The organism is Sphingobium sp. WTD-1, from assembly GCF_030128825.1.
Classification (GTDB): Bacteria; Pseudomonadota; Alphaproteobacteria; order Sphingomonadales; family Sphingomonadaceae; genus Sphingobium.
In genome coordinates this window covers 4,608,334-4,629,566 of sequence record NZ_CP119127.1, presented here as the reverse complement: position 1 = coordinate 4,629,566, position 21,233 = coordinate 4,608,334, and the positions used below count along the sequence as shown (strand labels likewise).

Genomic DNA, 21,233 nt, shown 5'->3' with positions numbered 1-21,233 from the left:
CGTTTCCGGTGGTCCGGTCAAAGCCGTGCTGGGGTCGTTTCTGGTGATGCGGCGTCCCCAGTGCCGCATCGGCATGCCATCCCCGACAGCCCTGATCTATGCGCTTGCCCTCCCTTGATCGGTCAGGCGGTCAGGCGCGTCTTTTCGGTGACGTCGATCTGCACGACGCGGGCGTCGTGGACGGTCAATGTGATGGAGCCGAAGCGCAGCCCTTCCAGCACGTCGCGCACCTTGTCGATGCTGGCGATGATGTCGGGGCGCTGGCCTTCGGCGCGGCTGTGGCGAAGTTCGATGGTTCTATGTTCGGTCATGTTCATCCCTCTGGCCGCGTTTTAACTCAACTGCATTAGTAGACAAAAAAGCAAATATAAGGGGCGCGCAAGATTCTCTTGTCGCGCCCCGGCGATGTCTGGGGCCGATATCAGCTGGTCATGCGCAGCCCGTCGGACGGGCGATCGAGCCGCGCCATCGGCATGGCCGGGCGCATCTGGCGCACGGCGGACGCCTGTTCCTGCGCATTGTCGATCAGCCGTTCCAGCAGCGCCTGGCCAAAGCCCCAGGCGCCCAGCCCCGAATCCGCGTTGATATGGCCGCTATGGCCGGCATCGACGAACTGGCTGCCCCAATTCTTGCCGATGCTGTGAGCGCGTTCGAAAAAGATATAGGGATCGTTGCGACTGGCGACGAGGATCGACGGGAAGGGCAGGGGCGTACGCGGCGTCGGGCCGAATCCGCCGATCGTCTCGGGCGTTTCCATCCGGTCGCAATCGGGCGGCGCGACCAGCAGCGCGCCGGTCACCGGCCAGCCATAGGCCTGGCTTTGCAGGGCGCCCCACCAGGCGACGGCGAGGCAGCCCAGGCTGTGCGCCGCCAGGATGACCGGGCCGTCCGCCTGGCGAATGGCAGCGTCGAGCCGCGTGACCCAGGCATTGCGATTGGGGCTGGCCCAGCTGCCCAGATCGACGCGCTGGCAATCGCCGCGTCCGCTGTCCCACAATGTCTGCCAATGATCCGGGCCGCTGTTGTTGAGGCCGGGGATGGTCAGCACGACCGGCTGGCGCGCGTCACCCGAATGTCCGAATCGCTCCATTATCCTTATCCTCGTCCTATATTCTGAGCCTCCCAAAATAATACTATTCATATGGTAGACAATGGGCGAGCGCCGAAATGTGTCAGAATCTGGGCAACCTGAATGGCAGATAAACGGGCGCGTCGACCCCATGGCCGCGCGCCCGCATCAAGCCCCTGAACGGGCAGGGAAAACTACCAGGGGTAGATCAGCCCATAATATTGGTAGACGTTGCGGCCATAGGCATCGTCGAAGGCCGGCCGGTCCTCGTCCAGATAGTGGGGCGCCTGTTCCAGCACCTCCTTGGCCAGTTCGATCACATAGCCGCCCTTGTCCATATCATAGGCCAGCATCGACCAGGGCAGGGGATAATGTTCATTGCCCATGCCCAGGAAGCCGCCGAAGGACAGCAGGGCATAGCGCACATGGCCGCTGCGCTTGTCGACCATGAAATGGGATATCTTGCCAAGCCTGTCGCCCTGGCGGTTGTAGACGGCGGTGCCCTCGACCCGGTCGGATGCGATCAGGTCATGGCGATGCGCGCTCATCATCTCGGCCATTGTCACTCTCCTGCAAAAACATTCTATTCTGATGCAACCATGGGGAACCGCTGGGGTTCCTCCGCTTCACAGCAAGGAGCATCGGCATGAAGATCAATCGCAGCGGTTCGGCGGCCTGGAGCGGCGGCCTGAAGGACGGCAAGGGCACGATCTCGACCCAGAGCGGCGCGCTCGACGCCTATCCCTATGGCTTCGCCACCCGGTTCGAGGGCATGCCGGGCAGCAATCCGGAAGAACTGATCGCGGCGGCTCATGCTTCCTGCTTCACCATGGCATTGTCGCTGATCCTGGGCGAAGCCGGGCTGACGGCGGAGAAGATGGAAACGAGCGCGGTCGTCACGCTGGAGCAGCGGGAGGGCGGCTTTGCCATCACTGCGAGCAAGCTGACGTTGAAGGCCAAGATTCCCGGCGCCGACGACGCGACTTTCCAGGAACTGGCCGCCAAGGCGAAGGCCGGATGCCCGGTATCGAAACTGCTGAAGGCCGATATCAGCCTGGACGCGGAACTGCTGGTCTAACCCGCGGCGATACGCCTGGCGTGGCGATGTTCACGCCAGGCGATATAGAGACCGCTGGCGATGATCAGCGCGGCGCCGACCCAGGTGGTCCACATCGGCCAGTCGCCCCAGATGGCCCAGCCCAGCAGGGTGGTCCACAGGATCGAGCTATAATCCATCGGCAGCACCACCGACACCGGTGCCCAGCGCAGCGCGGCGGTCAGGCAAAGCTGCGCGATGCCGCCGAACAGGCCGATCATCAGCAACAGGCCCCAGGTCTGCGCGTCATGCGCCTGACCATGAAAAAGCATGCCGATGCCGAGCGGCGGCACCGACAGGGCGGTGAACCAGAAGACGACGACTCCCGCGCTCTCGGTACGTCCAAGCTCGCGCAGCACCAGGCTGACGCTGGCCGTCACCAGCGCGGCGGTGATGGCGACGGCAACGCCCATGGGCGGAAAATGGCCGCCTTCGGGCCGGACCATGATGAGGACGCCCAGAAAGCCGATCAGTACCGCGGCCCAGCGATGGATGCCGGTCGGCTCGCGCAGGATCAGCGCCGACAGGATCGTGCCGAAGATCGGCATGGTGAAGCCGATCGTCGTCGCCTCGGCCGGCGGCAACAGGATGTAGGAGAGGAAATTGAGCGCCATGCCGGTGAGGCCGATGACCATGCGGGTCGCATGGACACTGATCCGACGGGTGCGGATGGCGCCGATGCCGCTGCTCATCGCCAGCCAGGCGAAGACCACGGGAAGGGCAAGCGCCTGACGGTAGAAGAGGGTTTCGACCAGATGGACGCCATGGGCGTCGGCGACCCGGCCGGTCACGAACATCACCGCCAGGCAGATGACCGCGACCAGGCGCAGGCCGATGGCGAAGAGCGGGCGATGCGGGCGGGACGGGGCGGCGGCGCTGGACACGCCGTTTCCTTAACCCGGTTACGCGATGGCGCAACCGGGCTGGATGCGGTTTCTTACTTGAGCGGCCAGTTACTTGGGTTTGCGGAATTTCAGCGTCATGCGGTCGCTTTCGCCGATCGCAAGATACTTCGCCCTGTCAACTTCGCCGTTACGCAGCGTAGGCGGCAGCGTCCAGACGCCCTTTTCCCAGTCGGCCGTGTCCTTGGGATTGGCGTTCACTTCCGATGCGCCGACATATTCGAAGCCCGCGCCTTCCGCGATACGGCGGATGGTCGAGACCTTGAGGTAGCCGCTGCTCTTTTCCAGCGCCGTGTCGCGATCTTCGGGCAGGCGATGGTCGACGATGCCCAGCGTGCCGCCGGGCTTGAGCATGGCGAAAAAGGCCTTGAAGGTCGCATCCTCGCTGCCGCCCATGACCATGTTGTGGACATTGCGGAAGGTCAGCACGGTGTCGACGCTGTTGGCCGGGATGCTGGCGACTTCCTCGGGATAGGCGACCAGCTTCACCTTGTCATAGGCCTGCGGTTTTTCGGCCAGGAACTTCTTGTAGCCGTCAAGATAGCGGCCGGTGGGCTGGAGCGCGTAGAAGCTGCCCTTGTCGCGCAGCAGCGGCGCCAGGATTTCCGTGTACCAGCCGCCGCTCGGCGCCCATTCCACCACCGTCTGGGTCGGCGTCACGCCAAAGAAGGCCAATGTTTCCTGCGGATGGCGATATTTGTCGCGGGCGACATTGGCCGGGGTGCGGCTGGACGCGCCGATGGCGGCTGCCACCGGATCGGCGCCATGGCCGGCATGCTGGGCGACAGCCGCGCCCAGCGGCAGGAGGGCAAGGGCAGCGGCAAGCGCGATCGATCGGCGGGGGAAAGCGGACATGGGCAACCTCTCAACGGATCTGGAGCGCAGGGTGTGCCGTGCCCGCGTCCCACTGGCAAGGAAATCCGGTGGTTAGGGACGGGCCGGTCAGGACCAGCTGCCCGCGATCGATTCCGCCGTGGCGTCGATCGCGGCCGGTTCATCCTCGCCAGTCAGGGCATAGGACATGTCGCCGCGCCGCCAATAGGCCACCGACTGGGCGCCCTCGCGCACCGAATCCGGCCGCTCGGGCGCGTCGGTGCGCTGGTGCATGGCATAGATGGACAGGTCGCGCCCTTCGGGCGTGCGCAGCGCGATCAGCAGCGCGGGGGTGCGTTCACCGGGGAAGAGCTGGACATCGGTCACGCGCCAGTCGGCGGGCAGGCCGGGAATGTCGATATGGGTGCTGGCCAATATCTCGCGCGGGTCGAAGCTGGGCGATTCGATCTGCCCCTGCATCCGGGCGCGGATCATGGCGACGCGGTGGGAGGTCGCGGCATCGACGACATAGGCGGGCGGCCCGTCGCGCACCATGAGCAGGGCAACGAAGCTTGCCGCCAGCAGGGCAAGGCCGCCGCCGGCGCTGATCGCAAAGCGACGATGGCGCGTGGCGGGCGGGTGGAGCGCGCTCGCCTGTGCCGCCATGGCTTCGGACAGGGGCGCGCGGTCCTGCGCCAACAGGCGCAGTCCGGTGCGGGCGCTGAGGTCGCCCATTACCTGCGCGGCGAGGTCGGGCCGGCGCGACAGGCGGGTTTCCACCGCAAAGCGTCGGCCGGGATCGAGCTGGCCGTCGACATAGGCCATCAGTTCGATCTCCGAAGGATCCTCACTCATCCTGTCCTCCCACGATGCGCAGCCGATCGCGCGGCTGCCTGTCCCTGTCCTGTCGCAATGTCGCCCGCGCACGGGCAAGGCGCGACATCACCGTGCCGACCGCTATGCCCAGAAGGTCGGCGCTTTCCTGATAGCTCAGCCCTTCGACCACGGTCAGGTGCATGACGGCGCGCTGATGGTCGGGCAGGTCGGCAAAGGCGCGGGCGACCTGCATCAGGTCGGCGCGCACCTCCTGGTCGGGATCGGCATGATCGACCTGGATCTGGGCAAAGGCCAGATTGCGGCGCGTTTCCGCCGCCTCGCGCCGCTTGGCCGAGATGAAGACATTGTGGACGATGGCCAGCAGCCAGCGGCGGCGGCTGCGATCGGGCTGGAACTGGTCGCGCCGTTCGATCGCGCGCATCACGGCGTCCTGCACCACATCGTCGGCGACGACATGGTCGCGCGACAGGGCGCGGGCATAGCGGCGCATGGCGCGCAGGTCCGCCTCCATTTCCATGTCCGTCGGCTTGCCCGTCATCCACATCATTCCATTGGGGCGCCCGCCAGTTCGCGATAGACGCGCGCCACCGAATCCAGGACATGGTCCCAGCGATAGTCGCCTGCCGTAGCCTCCGCCGCGTGGCCAAGCCGCCGCCTTAGGCCGGTGTCGCGGACGAGGGAAGCCAGGCCGCCGGCATAGGCGCCAACGTCGCCCGGCGGCACCAGCAGTCCGTTGACGCCATTATCGATCAGGGCGGATGCGCTGGGGACGTCGGCCGACAGGACGGCAAGACCGCTGGCCATTGCCTCCAGATTGACGTTGCCGAACGCCTCCGTGACGCTGGGATTGACCAAGATGTCGGCGCTGGCGACCAGCGCGCCGAGACGCGCCCCTTCGACATGGCCGGCGAAGCCGGCATTGGGCAGATGGCGGGCGAGGGCATCGCGCGCCGGGCCATCACCCAGGATCAGGGGGCGCAGCGACAGGCCGTTGGCGCGCGCCGCCATGATGGCGTCGGCGAAGATGTCGAGCCCCTTTTCCCGGACCAGCCGGCCGAAGAAGAGCGGCACGACATCGTCGGGCGCATAGCCAAGCTGGGCGCGCAGGCTTTCATCTCGCATCGCCGGATGAAAGACGGATCGATCGACGCCCCGGCTCCAGAGGGCAATGCGCTCGGCGCCATGGATGGCGGTGAGGTCCGCAGCGATCGGCGGGGTCGGGGCGAGGATACGGTCGCAATCGCCATAGAAGCGATCGAGATAGGCCTCGACCTTCGGGCGCAGGAAGGCGAGGCGATAATAAGCAAGATAGGTCTCGAACCGGGTGTGCAGGCTGGCGACGGTCGGTACGGCGTTGCGCCGCGCCCAGTTCAGCGCCTGCCGGCCGAGCAGGTCGGGCGCGGACAGATGCACGATGTCAGGCTGGAACGCCTCCAGATCGGCGCGGGCGGCACGGGTCAGGCCGATCGCGAGCCGATATTCCGGGCGACCGGGAATGCAGAGCGAGCGCACTGATCGGACATCGCCGGCCGAGGCGAAGGCCGGCGTCGGTGCGGTCGGCGAATAGATGCGCACCTCTGCCTTGTGCTCGTCCAGCATATGCCGGACCAGACGGTTGAGTGCCCGGTTCGCGCCATCGCGCACGCAATCATAATTGCCCGAAAACAGCGCGATCTTCAGCGGCCGGGATGATGCCGGCGCCGCGGCGACCGGCAGGGCGGCATGAATATGGGCGCGAAGGGAAGAGAGCGGGGAATGCAGCGTCATGCCCCGCATACGCTTGTCGGATCGCGCCTATTCCATCGATGGCCAATTAAAATTGACGAATGATGCGCAGGCCGGCGGTGGGACGGAAGACATCGCCGCGCGGCCGTTCCGCGCCAAGGCCCGCCTGCATGGCGAAATTGCCGCCCAGTTGCTGGTGCAATTGCGGCATCAGCAGCAGGCCGCCCTCGCTGCCGCCCTGATAATTGATCTCCAGCCCCAATACCTGGCCTTCGCGGCTGTCATAGAAGGCAGAGTGGTTGAGGATCACGCCGTTGCGGCCATGGCCGCCCGACAGCTTTACGTCGGCAAGCCCTGCCATCGTCACGCTGCTCCAGCGGCTGTTGTAGCGATGGGCCACCATATAGGCGAAACTGCTGCGATATTGTTTGGCGCGGCGGTTATAGATGCCGAGATATTGGACGCCATGACCGGTGCGTCCGCCGCCTGTGGTGCCGAAACTCGCCTGCAGGCCCAGCTTCAGTTCAGCAAGCCGGCCGTTGACGAAGGGCAGTTCGCCCTCGATCGCGAAGCCGTCGGCAAAGGCATATTCGATTTCCGGTGCCCAATGGACGGCGTCGTCATTGCCCGACAGCGGAACGGTCGCCAGCGTATTGACCTCCAGTTCGCCGCGCTTGGCGCCCAGCGGCCGCATCATGTCGAAGATCATCGGCTCGGGCACGTCGGGATAGGCGTCGGACGCCAGTGCGGCATCGCCCAGAAAGGCGCTCGCCATGGCGGCAAGACCATGGCGGGAAAGGGATCGAACGGACAAGAAAGGCTGCTCCCGCGATGAGGATGTGAGGATTCACATCCCGTCTACGCGGGAGCGGGCGCCCTTATTCCCTGAGGGTCAGAGACAGGCTTCCAGGAAAGGCTGATCGAAGCCGAACATGCGGGCCTTGTCGAGCGTATAGGGGCGCAGGCCCATCGAGCGATATTCGCCGATGATCTTACCGCTGTCATCCTCGTCATGATATTCGAACTTGAACAGTTCCTGGGTGACGATGACGTCGCCTTCCATGCCGATCACCTCGGTCACGTTGGTGACGCGGCGCGAACCGTCGCGCAGGCGCTTCACCTGGACGATCAGGTCGACCGAGTCGGCGATCTGCTTGGAAATGGCTTCCTTCGGGATCTTGATGTCGCCCATCAGGATCATGTTCTCCATACGGCCCAGGCATTCGCGCGGGCTGTTGCTGTGGAGCGTACACATGGAGCCGTCATGGCCGGTGTTCATCGCGGCGAGCAGGTCGAAACATTCCGCGCCACGAATTTCGCCCAGGATGATGCGATCAGGACGCATACGCAGGGCGTTCTTGACGAGGTCGCCGATGGTGATCGCGCCCTGGCCTTCCAGATTGGGCGGGCGGGTTTCGAGCGGCAGCCAGTGCGGCTGCTGCAGGCGCAGTTCGGCCGCGTCCTCGATGGTCAGCACGCGCTCGCCCGGATCGATCATCTTCGACAGCGCATTGAGCATCGTCGTCTTGCCCGAACCGGTGCCGCCCGAAATGACGATATTGAAACGGCACGCACCGGCGATCTTGAGCGCCGTCGCCATCTTCTGGCTCATGGCGCCCCATTGGGCGAGCATGTCGATGGTGATCGGCTTGGCCGAGAATTTACGGATCGAGATGGCCGTGCCCTTGAGGCTGAGCGGCGGCACGATCACGTTGACACGCGAACCGTCGGGCAGGCGGGCGTCGGCCAGCGGCGTGGTCTGGTCGACGCGGCGGCCGACCTTGTTCACGATGCGCTGGGCGATCTGGAACAGATGCTCTTCATCGCGGAACTTGATCGGCGCGATCTGGAGCTTGCCCTTCTTTTCGATATAGGTCTGTTCCGGGCCGTTGACCATGATATCGCTGACATCGGGGTCGGCCAGCAATTCCTCGAGCGGGCCAAGGCCCAGAAGCTCGTCGACCAGCACCTTTTCCAGCGCGAACTGCTCGCGCCGGTTGAGCGTCAGCTTCAGCTCGGCCAGCACTTCCATGATGATCGGCCGGAATTCCTCCGCCAGTTCATCCTTGGTGAGGGTCGCGGCCGCTTCGGGATCGACGCGTTCGAGCAGGCGGGGAAGCACCTGTTCCTTGATCTTGTGAACCGACGCCTCGAACCCCTGCGGGCCGGCATCGGCGATATGTTCGGCATTGGCGCGTTCCGACAGGCGCGACATGGCGTCCGCATTGCGCTGCATCTGACTGGTCGGTGCCGACAGCGGATCGAGCGGCGCGTCACCGGGCAAGGTGGCCAGATCGAGCGGGGGGAACTGGTCGCCACCACGCGGTGCGTCCTCACGGGCGCCGCCCGCGCTGTGCATCGGTCGGGCGACGCCGAAACCCGGCTTGATACCGGCAGGTCCATTTTTCCGTCCAAATGCGCTCATAACTCTCCGCCAGAATTTTGCGATCGGGCCAGCCACCCCAAAATGGGCCGATTCAACATGGCTGGAAAAGGTGAATAAGCCGGAAACTTTGACAAATGGCTAATGGGCCGGCGCCACAGAAGCAGCGCCAGCATCAGCGCGGCGGCTAGGCTGATGGCCGTGCCGAGATATTCCTGCCACAGGCGGACGCGTTCGATCCGGTAGGTGCCGGGTTGCGCATCGAAGCTGATGAGCGGGCCATGGGAAGGTACTGGCTGACCGTTGCGCGTCACCTGCCAGATCGGGAAGGCGGCATGCCCCATGGTCACGGGGCCGGGATGGGTGACGACAATCCGGTCGCCGCGCGGCAGAGCGCGCCAGGGGCGCAGGTCGGTTGAGCGGTCATAGCGATTGACGCGGGCAATGTCGAAACCGGACGGAAGATATTCGGGGGCATCGGGGACGGTCCGGTCGAGCCGGCCATAGTCGATCGGCAGACGCAGATTGGCGCGGGTGATGGCGCCGCTTACCAGATAGGGGAACAGCAGCAGCACGCCCGCACCCGCCAGCAGGACGGGGCGAGGGCGATAGGACGCTAGCGCGGTGACGGTCGCAAATTCGACGATGCCCAGCGTCCGCCAGGGGAATTGCGTCTTGTCCAGCAGGCCGATCTGCCAGAGGAACGGGATGAGGTTGATCGACGCCAGGGCGGTGACGATGGCGATCCCCGACCAGATTGACCGGGCGGGCCAGGCCAACAGCCCCAGCCCCAGCGCGATGCAGGGGAACAGTACAAAATCTTCGCGCCAGATCGACCAGTTGGCGGCGTGATATTTGCCGGTCCACAGCAAGGCAGTCGACATATGCGCCTGCAGCGTGGCGGCGGGCAACAGGTAGAAGGCGGCCAGAGCAAAGGCCAGGATGCCCGCGATCAGTCCGGGAACCAGCGTCGCGCGATCCTGCCATATCCGATGCAGCATGAGCGGCGCGATCAGGAACAGACCGGTGAGGGTGGCCACCGGCAGATGGGTGAGAATGAGCGCGCCATAGCTGAGTGCGAGCAGCGCGATGCCGCCGCGAGAGGGCAGGCGCGCAATCCCCAGGGCGATCAGCGGCAGCCAGATGAAGGCGGCAAATTCGGCGAGGGCGCCGCGCACATAAAAATCATGGAGATGATAGGGGGCCAGCATATAGAGGGCGGCGCCCAGCAGCGGATGTGTGCCGCGCGACGCGAGCCAGCGATACATCGCCATGCCCGATGCGACCAGCAGCAGGAGCGCGGCGACATTGATCGCCTGGAGAACCGAAAGGCCGATCGCCGCGAGGCCGCCGGACAGCCAATAGGCGAGCGGCGGATAGAAATAGAAGGTCGGGCTGCCCAGTCCTTCGAAGCTACGGGGAAGCCAGCGTTCATACACATGCCCTGCCGCCATTTGCTCGCCGAAATGACCGGTCCACATATAATTATAGAGATAGGAATGGCTGGCCCCTGGGCCGAACAGGAAGGAGGGCAGCATCAACAGAATGCCCAGCGTGGCCAATATGGCCATGGGGTGACGAAGAAGGCCGGAGGCGAAGCGCATGACCGCCCTGATGCCGCAATAGGGTAAACGAAGCGTAAGTCCTGTTTGGCGGTTACCCGTCATTAACCATTCTGGCCGATAGCGAGCATAAGTGTCTGGCAGGATATCCACGCGCCATGCGAACCGTGTCGATCGTCATTCCCGTTTTCAACGAGCAGGACAGCCTGTCGCTGTTTCTGGATGCGGCGCGTCCTGCGCTTGCCGATGCGTTGGCGCTGATCGGGCCGGGCGCGCAGGCTGAATATTTGTTCGTCGACGATGGCAGCACGGACCGCACAGCCGACGTACTGGCGATCCTGTCGCGCCTGAACAGCGATGTCCGCTGCATCACCCTGTCCCGCAATTTCGGCAAGGAAGCGGCCTTGGCCGCCGGGATCGACCATGCTCGGGGCGACGCCGTCATCCCGATCGACGTCGACCTGCAGGATCCGCCGGCGGTGATCGTGGAGATGGTGCGATATTGGCTGGCCGGCGCGCAGGTCGTCAATGCGCGGCGGGTCGATCGGTCGACCGACGGCTGGTTCAAGCGCTGGAGCGCGCGCAGCTTCTATCGCCTGCTCAATCGCCTGTCCGATTATCCCATCCCTGAAAATGTCGGCGATTTCCGACTTCTCGACCGACAGGCCGTCGATGTCGTCAAGCAGTTGGGCGAGCAGGCACGGTTCAACAAGGGGCTTTTCAGCTGGATCGGCTTTCGCGTCGCGACGGTCGACTATAGCCGCGCGCGCCGGGAAGCGGGCACCACCAAATGGCGGCTGGGCAAGCTCTGGTCGTTGGCGGTGGACGGCATTACCGCGTCGACCACCATGCCGCTGCGCATCTGGTCCTATATCGGTGGTGGCATCGCGTTGCTGGCCTTTGCCTATGCGGCCTTCCTGGTCGTGCATACGCTCGTCACCGGGGTCGATACGCCCGGCTATGCATCGATCATGGTGGCGGTGCTGGGGCTGGGCGGGCTCAATCTGATGAGTCTGGGAATCATCGGCGAATATCTGGGCCGTGTCGCACGCGAAGTGCGGCAGCGGCCGCTCTATGTGATTGCGGACGAGCAGGGCAGCGGCGTGCCCGCGCCGGTGTCGGTTGCGGCGCTATCTGGGGAGGATCAGGGGACATGGACCAATCAGCCTATGCGAGCATGAGCGCCCAGGAAGGCGAACATTGGTGGTTCGTGGCCCGGCGGGCCATATTGGAAACGCTGATCCGGTCGAGCATTGCGCCCCCGCAAGGTGCCCGAATATTGGAGGCGGGATGCGGCACTGGCGGCAATCTGGCGATGCTGGCGGCACACGGTACAGTGGACGCGCTGGAATATGATGCCGGCGCCCGAGCCCTGGCGCGCGCGCGCGGGATCGGCCGGGTCGAACCGGGCATGCTGCCCCATAAGATCGGCTTTGATGAAGACAGCTATGATCTGATCGCGGTGCTCGATGTGCTGGAACATGTCGAGCAGGATCGGGCATCGCTGGCCGCATTGCGGACGCGGCTCGCATCGGGTGGGCGGATATTGCTGACGGTGCCGGCCGTGCCCTGGCTCTGGTCGGATCATGATGTTCTGCATCATCACAAGCGCCGCTATACGCGGGCCAGCCTGGTCCGGGTGGCACGTGAAGCCGGTCTGACGGTCGAGGCCGTGGGCTATTTCAACAGCCTGTTGTTTCCGCTGGCGATGACCACGCGGATGGCGCAGCGGCTGTTGAAGCGCAAGAGCGAGAGTGATGTCCAGCCCTCGCCGCCGGTCAACGGATTGCTGCGGCGCATCTTTGCCTGGGAACGGCATCTGCTGGGGCGCATCCGCTTTCCGATCGGCCTGTCACTCTACGCGATCCTGTCGGTCTGAGGTCGGCGCATCCGGCTTGTCCGGATGGTGCCATGCCCCATCCCAGCATCGAGTGGGATCGACGCTGTGGATGCGCGCGGGATTGGCCGGACGAACCCAGGCCGGCATCGCGGGCAGGGGGGCCAGATAGGACCCTTTGGGGAAGCTGCCGAAGCTCTGGTCCCAGGCCCCGGAAAAGCTGCATCGGACCTGCGGCGCTGCCGGATAGGCCAATGCACGGCGAATTTCGGCAAGGCCGGTGATGCTGCCGATCAACAGCATGGCGATCAGCCAGCGACGGCCCATGCCGCCCTGCCCCAGTGCATCGACCAGCATGACGGCCAGGATCGCGAGCGCGCTGATCGAACCGCGCATCATGAAGTCGGTCGACCAGCCGATCTGGACGAAGGGAATGAGCAATAGCCAAGCTGTCGCGACCAGCAGCGTGTCCAGCCCAAAACGGTTAGATCGGCCCAGCCATGCCAGGGGCAGGGCGTAGACCAGCACCTCCAGCAGTTCAAACAGCCCCCATTGCAGCGGCGCCAGCGCCACGATCCTGGCACCGACATCGGCGGGCGCCGCGCTCATATATGCCAGGCCGGGCACCGCCAGCAGGGTGGCCAAGGCAGGATAGAGGAGGGTGGCGGGCGCCAATGCACATTGGCGCAATGTGCGAATTGCCGCCAGTGCGGCGAAGGGCATCGCCCCCATCAGTCCCAGCGGCGACCAGAGGGCGGTCAGCGGCAGCAGGCTGAGATAGGTGGCGAGGGGCAGGCGATCGCGTCGCCATAACAGATAGCCCAGCGCGCCGATCCAGCCGGACAGCGCATGATTGGGCACCCAGAAGGCAAGGGTGATGGTGGAACTATATTGGAGATAGGCCCAGTTTTCGAGATGGTCCGACAGGCCACCGCGAAAGAGCATCCGGCCCAGGGCGTCCAGGCCGCTAAATGCCAGGAAGATGAGGAGGGCGATCAGCCGGGCACGGCGGGTATCGAACAGTGTGGCGCCGAGGCTGAGCATGGCGGCGAGCATCAGACTGTTCTGGATCAGCAGGGCGAGGTCGCCGGCGCGGTCGCCCGCTGCCTTGGCTGCCAGCGCCGGGACCAGGAACATGCCGATGGGCGCGCGCAGCAATGCGGGCACCGGCTGATCGCCATAGACGAACGGCCAAGGATGCAGGCCCATATCGCGCAGCACCGCAAAGCGAACCTGCCAGTCGATATTAGCGTAGAAGAAGTGGCCTTCGCCCCCCAGCATCAGCAGGATCAATGCGACGGCCAGGCAGGCGATCAGAATCGCGACTGTTGGCCCTCGGTGATCGGGCATGGCGCGCACGGTCGCGACGCACAGTCCGACGATCAGCAGCATCCCGAGCGGATAGGCCCAGACGGGCATGATATCGAGAAACCGCCACAGCAGAAGCTGGTCCAGCCCAAGCCACAAAAGCAGCGCTGCGATGAGCCAGCCCGCGGGTAGTTGGTGTGCCAGCCAAGACGGCGATTCGCTCGCCGGCGGCGGAGTGAAGGCGGGTTCATCCTGGGAGGGTGCGGTAAAGGGGAGGGCGGTCATCGGCGCACGGCACTCACAAGAAAAAGGGGCGCAAAGCGCGCCCCTTGGTCCGTTTGTCTGGCATGAATGCGGTGGGCTGGAAAGAGAAGAGCTCTTCCAAGTTCCCGCACATCAGGGTGATTAGCCCGCCTTTTCGGCGAGAACCGTCAGGCCCTTTTCATTGACCTCGGCAAAGCCGCCCTCGACCGGGATGATTTCTGGTGCGGCGCCAGCCGATGCGAAGATCTGGATCGCGCCATCGCGCACGGTCGACATGAAGGGCGCATGGCCCTCCAGCACGCCAAAGTCGCCATCGGTGCCGGGAACGACGACCTGATAGACCTCTTCCGAGCGGACGAGCTTTTCAGGGGTCACGAGTTCGAAATGCAGTGCCATTCTAAAATCTCCCCCCTCCCTTCCAGGGAGGGGCCGGGGGTGGGTGCCATCGCGATGCGATGGCCTGCGCCCTAGCCGAGAGGCAGGAAGCGCGCTTGGCTCGCTACCCACTCCTCAATCCCCTCCCTTGGAAGGGAGGGGAGGGTTTGTTGCTTAGGCTGCTTCGGCAGCCAGCTTCTTCGCCTTTTCGATGGCTTCGTCGATGCCGCCGACCATGTAGAAGGCGTTTTCGGGCAGATGGTCATATTCACCATCGACCACGGCCTTGAACGACTTCACCGTGTCTTCGATCTGGACGAACTTGCCCGAGATGCCGGTGAAGACTTCGGCGACGTGGAACGGCTGCGACAGGAACTTCTGGATCTTGCGCGCGCGGGCGACGGTGATCTTGTCCTCTTCCGACAGCTCGTCCATGCCCAGGATCGCGATGATGTCCTGCAGCGACTTGTACTTCTGCAGGATCGACTGGACGGCACGGGCGGTGTCGTAATGTTCCTGGCCGACGACGCGGGGTTCCAGAACGCGGCTGGTCGAGTCCAGCGGATCGACCGCCGGATAGATGCCCAGTTCCGAAATGGCGCGGTTGAGAACGGTGGTGGCGTCAAGATGCGCGAACGAGGTCGCCGGCGCCGGGTCGGTAAGATCGTCCGCGGGGACGTAGACGGCCTGGACCGAGGTGATCGAGCCCTTGTTGGTCGAAGTGATGCGTTCCTGCAGCTGACCCATGTCGGTCGCCAGGGTCGGCTGATAGCCCACGGCCGAAGGAATACGGCCGAGCAGAGCCGACACTTCCGCGCCCGCCTGGGTGAAGCGGAAGATGTTGTCGACGAAGAACAGCACGTCCTGGTTCTCGACGTCGCGGAAATATTCGGCGATCGTCAGGCCCGACAGGGCGACGCGGGCACGGGCGCCCGGCGGTTCGTTCATCTGGCCATAAACCAGGGCCACCTTCGAACCTTCGCTGATCGCGTTGCCGTCGGCATCCTTGGCGATCACGTTGGCGTCGAGGAATTCATGGTACAGATCGTTACCTTCACGGGTGCGTTCGCCCACGCCCGCGAAGACCGAGGTGCCGCCATGGCCCTTGGCGATGTTGTTGATCAGTTCCTGGATGAGAACGGTCTTGCCCACGCCGGCGCCGCCGAACAGGCCGATCTTGCCGCCCTTGGCATAGGGGGCCAGAAGGTCAATGACCTTGATGCCGGTGACCAGGATCGACGCGTCGGTCGACTGGTCGACGAACTCGGGTGCCTTGGCATGGATCGGCGAACGCAGTTCGGTGGCGACCGGGCCGCGTTCGTCGATCGGCTCGCCGACGACGTTCAGGATGCGGCCGAGGGTGGCCGGGCCGACCGGAACCGAGATCTGCGCGCCGGTGTCGGTGACTTCCTGGCCGCGGGTCAGACCGTCGGTCGAGTCCATCGCGATGGTGCGGACGGTGTTCTCACCCAGATGCTGGGCGACTTCCAGCACCAGGCGCTGGCCGTTGTTGCTGGTTTCCAGCGCCGAAAGGATCGCCGGGAGCGCATCGGGGAAGGTCACGTCGACGACGGCGCCGATGACCTGCGAGATGCGGCCTACATTGTTGGTGGTTGCCATGACTATGTCCTTGCCTGCTTGTCCTTAGAGGGCTTCGGCGCCCGAGATGATTTCGACGAGTTCGGTGGTGATCGCGGCCTGGCGGCTGCGGTTATACTGGATCGTCAGCTTGTTGATGAGGTCGCCGGCATTGCGGGTCGCATTGTCCATCGCGGTCATCGACGCACCCTGTTCGGACGCGTTGTTTTCCAGCAGCGCCTTGAAGAGCTGCACCGTCACGTTGCGCGGCAGCAGGTCGTCGAGGATCGCTTCCTCGCTCGGCTCATATTCCACCGTCGCGGCGATCGCGTTGCGGTCGGCGTCGGCGGGGATCTTCACCGGGATGATCTGCTGTTCGGTCGGGATCTGCGCGAGCGCCGACTTGAAGCGCGAATAGAAAAGATGGGCGACGTCGAACTTGCCGTCGAGGAACATCTGGCTGAGTTCCTGCGCCACCGCCTGGGCCTGGGCAAAGCCCGGCTCCTTGGCACCGGTGGTGTCGTAATTGGCGACGATCTTACCGGGATAGGTGCGGTTGATGACCGGACGGCCCTTGCGGCCGATCAGGTAGAACAGCACCTTCTTGCCATCCAGCTCCAGCGCGCGGGCCTTGGCCAGCGCGGCCTTCACGATATTGGCGTTGAACGCGCCGGCAAGGCCGCGATCGCTATTGGCGACGACCAGCAGATGGACTTCGTTCTTGCCGGTGCCGGCGAGCAGCGGCGAAGCGCCTTCGCCCGAGCCGCCGGCGATCTTGGTCGCCAGGCTCGCGACGACCGCTTCCAGTCGCTCGCTATAGGGGCGGGCAGCTTCGGCAGCGGCCTGCGCCTTGCGCAGCTTGGCCGCGGCGACCATCTGCTTCGCCTTGGTGATCTTCTGGGTCGACTTCACCGACCCGATGCGCAGCTTCAGTTCCTTGAGGCTAGCCATAGTTCAAATATTCCGAGCAAGGGCCAGACGGCCCGCGAGACCAAAGAAACCGACGCCCATGGCGCCTTCGAACCAGCGCATCGCGCTGCTTTGACCGACCTTGCGGCCTGCCTTGGTGGCGAGCAGCGCGAGCAGGGCGCACCACAGGAAACCGAGCCCATAGACGATTGCGATCAGCAGCATGCCCTGCCACGGCGCATCCGGACCAGTGCCCACGAACTGCGGCAGCGCGGCGAGGAAGAAGATCGCAACCTTGGGGTTCAGCACCGTGCTGACCAGGCCCTGGGCGAAGGGCGATCCGCCGATCCGGACCTTGGGCGTTTCGCTTGCCGGCGCCGGCTTGATCGCACCGCGCAGCAGGCCAAAGCCCATCCAGGCCAGATAGAGGGCACCGGCGATCTTAACGCCCAAGAACAGCCCCGGCACCGCATTCAGCACGCTGAGGAAGCCGAAGCCGCACAACAGCATGTAGAACAGGCCGCCGAGCTGGATGCCGCCGATCGCCGCCATTCCCGCCTTGAAGCCGCGGCGCGCCGCGTGGCCGGCCACCAACATGGTGTCCGGCCCCGGCAGCAGCACCAGACCGATCGACATCACGGTCCAGGCAAGAAGGGAATGGGCGGTCAGCACAGCGTCTTAAGCGAAGGTCTTGCCGAACGAGTCCAGCGCAGCCTTCAGCTTGCCCTTGGCGTCGTCGCCCAGATCCTTGCTGTCGCGGATCGCGGTCAGCACTTCGGGGTGGTCGTGACGCAGATAGGCGAGCATCAGCTCTTCATAACGGGTCACGTCCTTGACCGGGATGCCGTCCAGATAGCCGTTGGTGCCGGCGAAGATCGACGCGGTCTGCTCTTCGAACGGCAGCGGCGAGAACTGGCCCTGCTTCAGCAGCTCGGTCAGGCGCGCGCCGCGGTTCAGCAGCTTCTGGGTCGAGGCGTCGAGGTCCGAGCCGAACTGGGCGAAGGCCGCCATTTCGCGATACTGGGCCAGTTCCAGCTTGATCGAGCCCGAAACCTTCTTCATCGCCTTGGTCTGCGCGGCCGAGCCGACGCGCGACACCGACAGGCCGACGTTGATGGCCGGACGGATGCCCTGGTAGAAGAGGTTGGTTTCGAGGAAGATCTGGCCGTCGGTGATCGAGATCACGTTGGTCGGAATATAGGCCGACACGTCGCCCGCCTGGGTCTCGATGATCGGCAGCGCGGTCAGCGAGCCATTGCCATTGGCGTCGTTCATCTTCGCAGCGCGTTCCAGCAGGCGGCTGTGGAGATAGAAGACGTCGCCCGGATAGGCTTCACGGCCCGGCGGGCGGCGCAGCAGCAGCGACATTTGGCGATAGGCGACGGCCTGCTTGGAAAGGTCGTCATACACGATCACGGCGTGCATGCCGTTGTCGCGGAAGAACTCGCCCATGGTGACGCCGGTATAGGGCGCCAGATACTGGAGCGGAGCGGGCTCCGAAGCGGTCGCGGCGACGACGATCGAATATTCCATCGCGCCATTTTCTTCGAGCTGCTTGACGATCTGCGCGACGGTCGAACGCTTCTGGCCGACGGCGACGTAGATGCAGTAGAGCTTCTTGCTCTCGTCGTCGCCCGCGTTGATGCCCTTCTGGTTGATGAAGGTATCGATCGCGACGGCGGTCTTGCCGGTCTGGCGGTCACCGATGATCAGCTCGCGCTGGCCACGGCCGACGGGGACGAGGGCGTCGATCGCCTTCAGGCCGGTCTGCACGGGTTCGTGCACCGACTTGCGGGGGATGATGCCCGGCGCCTTGACTTCGACGCGCTTGCGCTCGGTATATTCGATCGGGCCCTTGCCATCGATCGGGTTGCCGAGGCCGTCGACGACGCGGCCCAGCAGACCCTTGCCGACGGGAACGTCGACGATGGTGCCGGTGCGCTTGACGGTGTCGCCTTCCTTGATCTCGGCGTCCGAGCCGAAGATCACGATACCGACATTGTCGGCTTCGAGGTTGAGTGCCATGCCCTGAACGCCATTGGCGAACTCGACCATTTCGCCCGCCTGGACGTTGTCGAGGCCATGGACGCGGGCGATGCCGTCACCCACGGTCAGAACGGAACCGACTTCGCTGACCTGCGCTTCGGTGCCGAAATTGGCGATCTGGTCCTTGATGACCTTCGAAATTTCTGCGGCGTTGATATCCATGTTCAGCCTTTCATCGCCAGGGCGAGACTATTCAAACGGGTGCGGATGGAGGAATCGATCATCTGGCTGCCGATCTTGACGACCAGCCCACCCAGGATCGCGGGATCGACCTTGGCCTCGACGGCGACGTCGCGGCCGACGCGCGCCTTGAGGCCCTTGGCCAGCGCGGTCAGTTGAGTCTTGGTGAGCGGATGCGCGCTCGTCACTTCGGCGCGGGCCTCGCCCTTGTGATTCGACAGCAGCGTCTCATAGGCGCGGATGACCGCGGGAAGCTGCGAGAGGCGACGGTTCTGGGCGAGCACGCCCAGGAAATTCGTCGTCAGCGGATCGATCGACATGGCGGATGCAACCGCCGCGATCGTCTTACCCGCTGCGTCGCGGCTGAGAACGGGACTATTGATCAGGCCCTTGAAATCAGACGATTCTGCGATCGCCGCCTTGATTGCCGCGAGGCTCGCTGCGACGGTGTCGAGCGTCTTGCCGTCGCGGGCCAGATCGAACAGCGCCACCGCATAGCGGCCGCTGAGGCTGGCCTGAATACCGCCGGTAGTCTCCACGCGCTTACCGTCCTCCAACTTGATTTGCCGGTCATGCAAAAAGAGGGGGAGCAGTAATAACCGTCCCCTGTTGTCGGGCCGGTTAGCAGTGCCAATATGACTATGCAAGTCATGTGACACGATTCCATCGCATCGACGAAATCAAGCCAATTTGACTGAGTTTTTCGGGAAAACGGACAGGCTAGGGGGCGGGGTCTGCGGGGGCAAGCCGTCCTTTTTGGCAATGATAGACCAGCCGCTCGTTCGGCTGGGGCGGCAGCAGCGCGGCGAGGTCTGACTGGAGCGTCGCGATCCGGGTCAACATCGTGGAATCGCTGCTGCATCCCTTGATCGCGCCATCCTTCAGCAGGGCGCGGGCCTTGTCCATCGTGTCGCCGTCGGGCAGCCAGCGCTGCACCCGCAACAGGCCGGTGGCCGGGTCGAATTCGCTGCGGCTGACATAATTGCCCTCGTCGGGCACATGGGCGCGCTGCCAGGTCGTGCCGGTCGCCTGATATTGGGTGTCGCCGTTGACGCAGCCGCCCTCGGCCCAGTTCAGGCCGACATCATTGGGCTGCGACACGGTCAGTCGGCTGCGGTTGAGGTCGATCCGGCAGATATTGTCGCCGGCCCAGGCAAAGGCCTTGTTGCTGACCACGCTCTGGTCCTCGGGCAGCTTCACCCGCTCGTCGATGCTGGCAAAGCTGGGCTTGAAGACGAACAGGCCAAGCGCGCCCATCAGCAGGATGCCGCCACCGGCGATGAACCAGGTGGCACGCTTTTCGCGGCCCTGGCTGTAGAAGAGGCCGCCGGCACCCAGGCCCAACACGGCGAGGGCCAGCAGCACGGCGGCGCCCGCCATCGCATTTTCGCGGCCGGAAATGACGTCGCGCTCGGCGGTGTCGCGGGCCTGCTGCAGCGCCTGCTCGCGCTTGTCGGCGGCGGCGCGGTCATTCTGTTCGGTCAGCTGCGATTCGCGCTGGGTGATCGAGGCTTCGGCCGCGTCGGCTTCGGCCATGGTGCGGCAGGCGACGACGGTGTGGAGCGAGGACACGCCGGCCTGGCGCAGGAAGGAGGCGACTTCGCGCCAGGATACGGCAAAGCCGAATTCGGCATCATTGCCGTCCGAGATCGAGCCGAAGCTGTTGACGCCCAGCACCCGGCCGCAATCGTCGACCAGCGGGCCGCCGCTGTTGCCGGCGGCAAGTGGAGCGGTGTGCAGGATGGTGTCGAAGCTCTGGCTGGAGCGGCCGGACGAGATGCTGCCGCTGGTCTTCACCGTGCCGAGCGGTTCGACCAGCTGCTTGAGGCTGAGGCCCTGGGCGCGATCGACGGTGCCGGGATAGCCGATGGCGGTGACATGCTGGCCGTCATCGACCGCCCCGGCATAGAAGGTGGCGACCGGCAGGCTGCCTTCCTCCAGCTGGATCAGGGCCAGGTCGTTGCCCGGCGAATAGGCGATGATCCGCCCGCCATAGCTTTTCTTGCCCTCCGACGGGATCACGCCGATGACGAGATCCTTCTCCTCGCGCGCCAGTTCGACGACATGGGCGTTGGTCAGCACCTTGTCCGGGGCGATCGCGATGCCGCTGCCATGGCCCACGAAATAGGCGTCCGCGCCATTGGTCGCGACCAGGGCGACGCGCACCACGCTGCGCGCGGCGGCGGTGATATCCTGCTGTTCGGCCCGTGCGGGGCTGAGCAGGACGAGGGACGCGACAAGCGCGGCGATCGGGCGAAGGCGACGGAAAAGGGCGACCATAGGAGGCGCATACATATGCGAAGGCCCGCTTTAGGCAATCGGGAAAAAGCGGATGCGACGGGCCGTGTG

22 protein-coding genes are annotated in these 21,233 nt (G+C 64.7%); 3 read left to right on the top strand and 19 right to left on the bottom strand.

The window, feature by feature from the left end:
- Positions 1-122 precede the first annotated feature (122 nt).
- The 3 genes from N6H05_RS23010 to N6H05_RS23000 form a co-directional block, all read right to left on the bottom strand.
- A complete protein-coding gene (locus N6H05_RS23010; protein ID WP_004210739.1) occupies positions 123-311 on the bottom strand; it encodes a YezD family protein in 189 nt (62 codons plus the stop codon).
- Between the two features lie 110 nt (positions 312-421).
- The gene (locus N6H05_RS23005) at positions 422-1,090 is read right to left on the bottom strand and encodes an RBBP9/YdeN family alpha/beta hydrolase (protein ID WP_010338566.1); all 669 of its coding nucleotides are present in this window, start codon (positions 1,088-1,090) and stop codon (positions 422-424) included.
- Between the two features lie 173 nt (positions 1,091-1,263).
- Entirely contained in the window at positions 1,264-1,629 is a 366-nt protein-coding gene (locus N6H05_RS23000; RefSeq protein ID WP_004210742.1) for a PRC-barrel domain-containing protein, read from the bottom strand.
- A gap of 86 nt (positions 1,630-1,715) precedes the next feature.
- Here N6H05_RS23000 and N6H05_RS22995 point away from each other — a divergent pair, with 86 nt between their 5' ends.
- Complete coding sequence (locus N6H05_RS22995) at positions 1,716-2,147, top strand: OsmC family protein (protein ID WP_284111824.1); 432 nt, start codon at positions 1,716-1,718, stop codon at positions 2,145-2,147.
- Here the strand turns inward: N6H05_RS22995 and N6H05_RS22990 are convergent.
- From N6H05_RS22990 to N6H05_RS22955, 8 genes are all read right to left on the bottom strand, one after another.
- Positions 2,144-3,049, bottom strand: a complete 906-nt coding sequence (locus N6H05_RS22990; protein WP_284111823.1) for a DMT family transporter — start codon at positions 3,047-3,049, stop codon at positions 2,144-2,146. The genes N6H05_RS22995 and N6H05_RS22990 overlap by 4 nt on opposite strands.
- 69 nt (positions 3,050-3,118) lie before the next feature.
- Positions 3,119-3,922 (bottom strand): class I SAM-dependent methyltransferase, encoded by an 804-nt coding sequence (locus N6H05_RS22985; protein WP_284111822.1) that lies wholly within the window; start codon positions 3,920-3,922, stop codon positions 3,119-3,121.
- Positions 3,923-4,009: 87 nt separating this feature from the next.
- A complete protein-coding gene (locus N6H05_RS22980; RefSeq protein ID WP_284111821.1) occupies positions 4,010-4,735 on the bottom strand; it encodes an anti-sigma factor family protein in 726 nt (241 codons plus the stop codon).
- Positions 4,728-5,255: a sigma-70 family RNA polymerase sigma factor gene (locus N6H05_RS22975; RefSeq protein ID WP_284111820.1), complete on the bottom strand. Its 528-nt coding sequence runs from the start codon at positions 5,253-5,255 to the stop codon at positions 4,728-4,730. Before N6H05_RS22975 ends, N6H05_RS22980 begins: the two co-directional genes overlap by 8 nt.
- 5 nt (positions 5,256-5,260) lie before the next feature.
- Complete coding sequence (locus tag N6H05_RS22970) at positions 5,261-6,484, bottom strand: glycosyltransferase family 4 protein (RefSeq protein ID WP_284111818.1); 1,224 nt, start codon at positions 6,482-6,484, stop codon at positions 5,261-5,263.
- Positions 6,485-6,530: 46 nt separating this feature from the next.
- On the bottom strand, positions 6,531-7,256 hold the full coding sequence (locus N6H05_RS22965; RefSeq protein ID WP_284111817.1) for a hypothetical protein: 726 nt from the start codon (positions 7,254-7,256) through the stop codon (positions 6,531-6,533).
- A gap of 78 nt (positions 7,257-7,334) precedes the next feature.
- Positions 7,335-8,867: a TadA family conjugal transfer-associated ATPase gene (locus tag N6H05_RS22960; RefSeq protein ID WP_284111816.1), complete on the bottom strand. Its 1,533-nt coding sequence runs from the start codon at positions 8,865-8,867 to the stop codon at positions 7,335-7,337.
- Positions 8,864-10,429: a putative glycosyltransferase family protein gene (locus N6H05_RS22955; RefSeq protein WP_284111815.1), complete on the bottom strand. Its 1,566-nt coding sequence runs from the start codon at positions 10,427-10,429 to the stop codon at positions 8,864-8,866. Before N6H05_RS22955 ends, N6H05_RS22960 begins: the two co-directional genes overlap by 4 nt.
- A gap of 116 nt (positions 10,430-10,545) precedes the next feature.
- Here N6H05_RS22955 and N6H05_RS22950 point away from each other — a divergent pair, with 116 nt between their 5' ends.
- Positions 10,546-11,568 (top strand): glycosyltransferase family 2 protein, encoded by a 1,023-nt coding sequence (locus tag N6H05_RS22950; RefSeq protein ID WP_284111814.1) that lies wholly within the window; start codon positions 10,546-10,548, stop codon positions 11,566-11,568.
- Positions 11,541-12,266, top strand: coding sequence for a class I SAM-dependent methyltransferase (locus N6H05_RS22945; RefSeq protein ID WP_284111813.1), 726 nt, complete (start codon positions 11,541-11,543; stop codon positions 12,264-12,266). The genes N6H05_RS22950 and N6H05_RS22945 overlap by 28 nt, the downstream gene beginning before the upstream one ends.
- Here the strand turns inward: N6H05_RS22945 and N6H05_RS22940 are convergent.
- From N6H05_RS22940 to N6H05_RS22905, 8 genes are all read right to left on the bottom strand, one after another.
- Positions 12,240-13,817, bottom strand: coding sequence for a hypothetical protein (locus N6H05_RS22940; RefSeq protein ID WP_284111812.1), 1,578 nt, complete (start codon positions 13,815-13,817; stop codon positions 12,240-12,242). The genes N6H05_RS22945 and N6H05_RS22940 overlap by 27 nt on opposite strands.
- A gap of 120 nt (positions 13,818-13,937) precedes the next feature.
- On the bottom strand, positions 13,938-14,192 hold the full coding sequence (locus tag N6H05_RS22935) for an ATP synthase F1 subunit epsilon (RefSeq protein ID WP_004210764.1): 255 nt from the start codon (positions 14,190-14,192) through the stop codon (positions 13,938-13,940).
- Positions 14,193-14,345: 153 nt separating this feature from the next.
- Entirely contained in the window at positions 14,346-15,791 is a 1,446-nt protein-coding gene (atpD, locus tag N6H05_RS22930; protein ID WP_004210765.1) for a F0F1 ATP synthase subunit beta, read from the bottom strand.
- A gap of 24 nt (positions 15,792-15,815) precedes the next feature.
- A complete protein-coding gene (locus tag N6H05_RS22925; protein ID WP_284111809.1) occupies positions 15,816-16,700 on the bottom strand; it encodes a F0F1 ATP synthase subunit gamma in 885 nt (294 codons plus the stop codon).
- 3 nt (positions 16,701-16,703) lie between these two features.
- Positions 16,704-17,294: a LysE family translocator gene (locus N6H05_RS22920; protein ID WP_037511450.1), complete on the bottom strand. Its 591-nt coding sequence runs from the start codon at positions 17,292-17,294 to the stop codon at positions 16,704-16,706.
- A gap of 42 nt (positions 17,295-17,336) precedes the next feature.
- On the bottom strand, positions 17,337-18,866 hold the full coding sequence (atpA, locus tag N6H05_RS22915; protein ID WP_004210768.1) for a F0F1 ATP synthase subunit alpha: 1,530 nt from the start codon (positions 18,864-18,866) through the stop codon (positions 17,337-17,339).
- Between the two features lie 2 nt (positions 18,867-18,868).
- On the bottom strand, positions 18,869-19,423 hold the full coding sequence (locus N6H05_RS22910; RefSeq protein ID WP_004210769.1) for a F0F1 ATP synthase subunit delta: 555 nt from the start codon (positions 19,421-19,423) through the stop codon (positions 18,869-18,871).
- A gap of 181 nt (positions 19,424-19,604) precedes the next feature.
- Positions 19,605-21,164 carry a S1C family serine protease gene (locus N6H05_RS22905; protein WP_284111808.1) on the bottom strand — a complete coding sequence of 520 codons (1,560 nt, stop codon included), beginning with the start codon at positions 21,162-21,164 and terminating at the stop codon, positions 19,605-19,607.
- Positions 21,165-21,233: the final 69 nt, after the last annotated feature.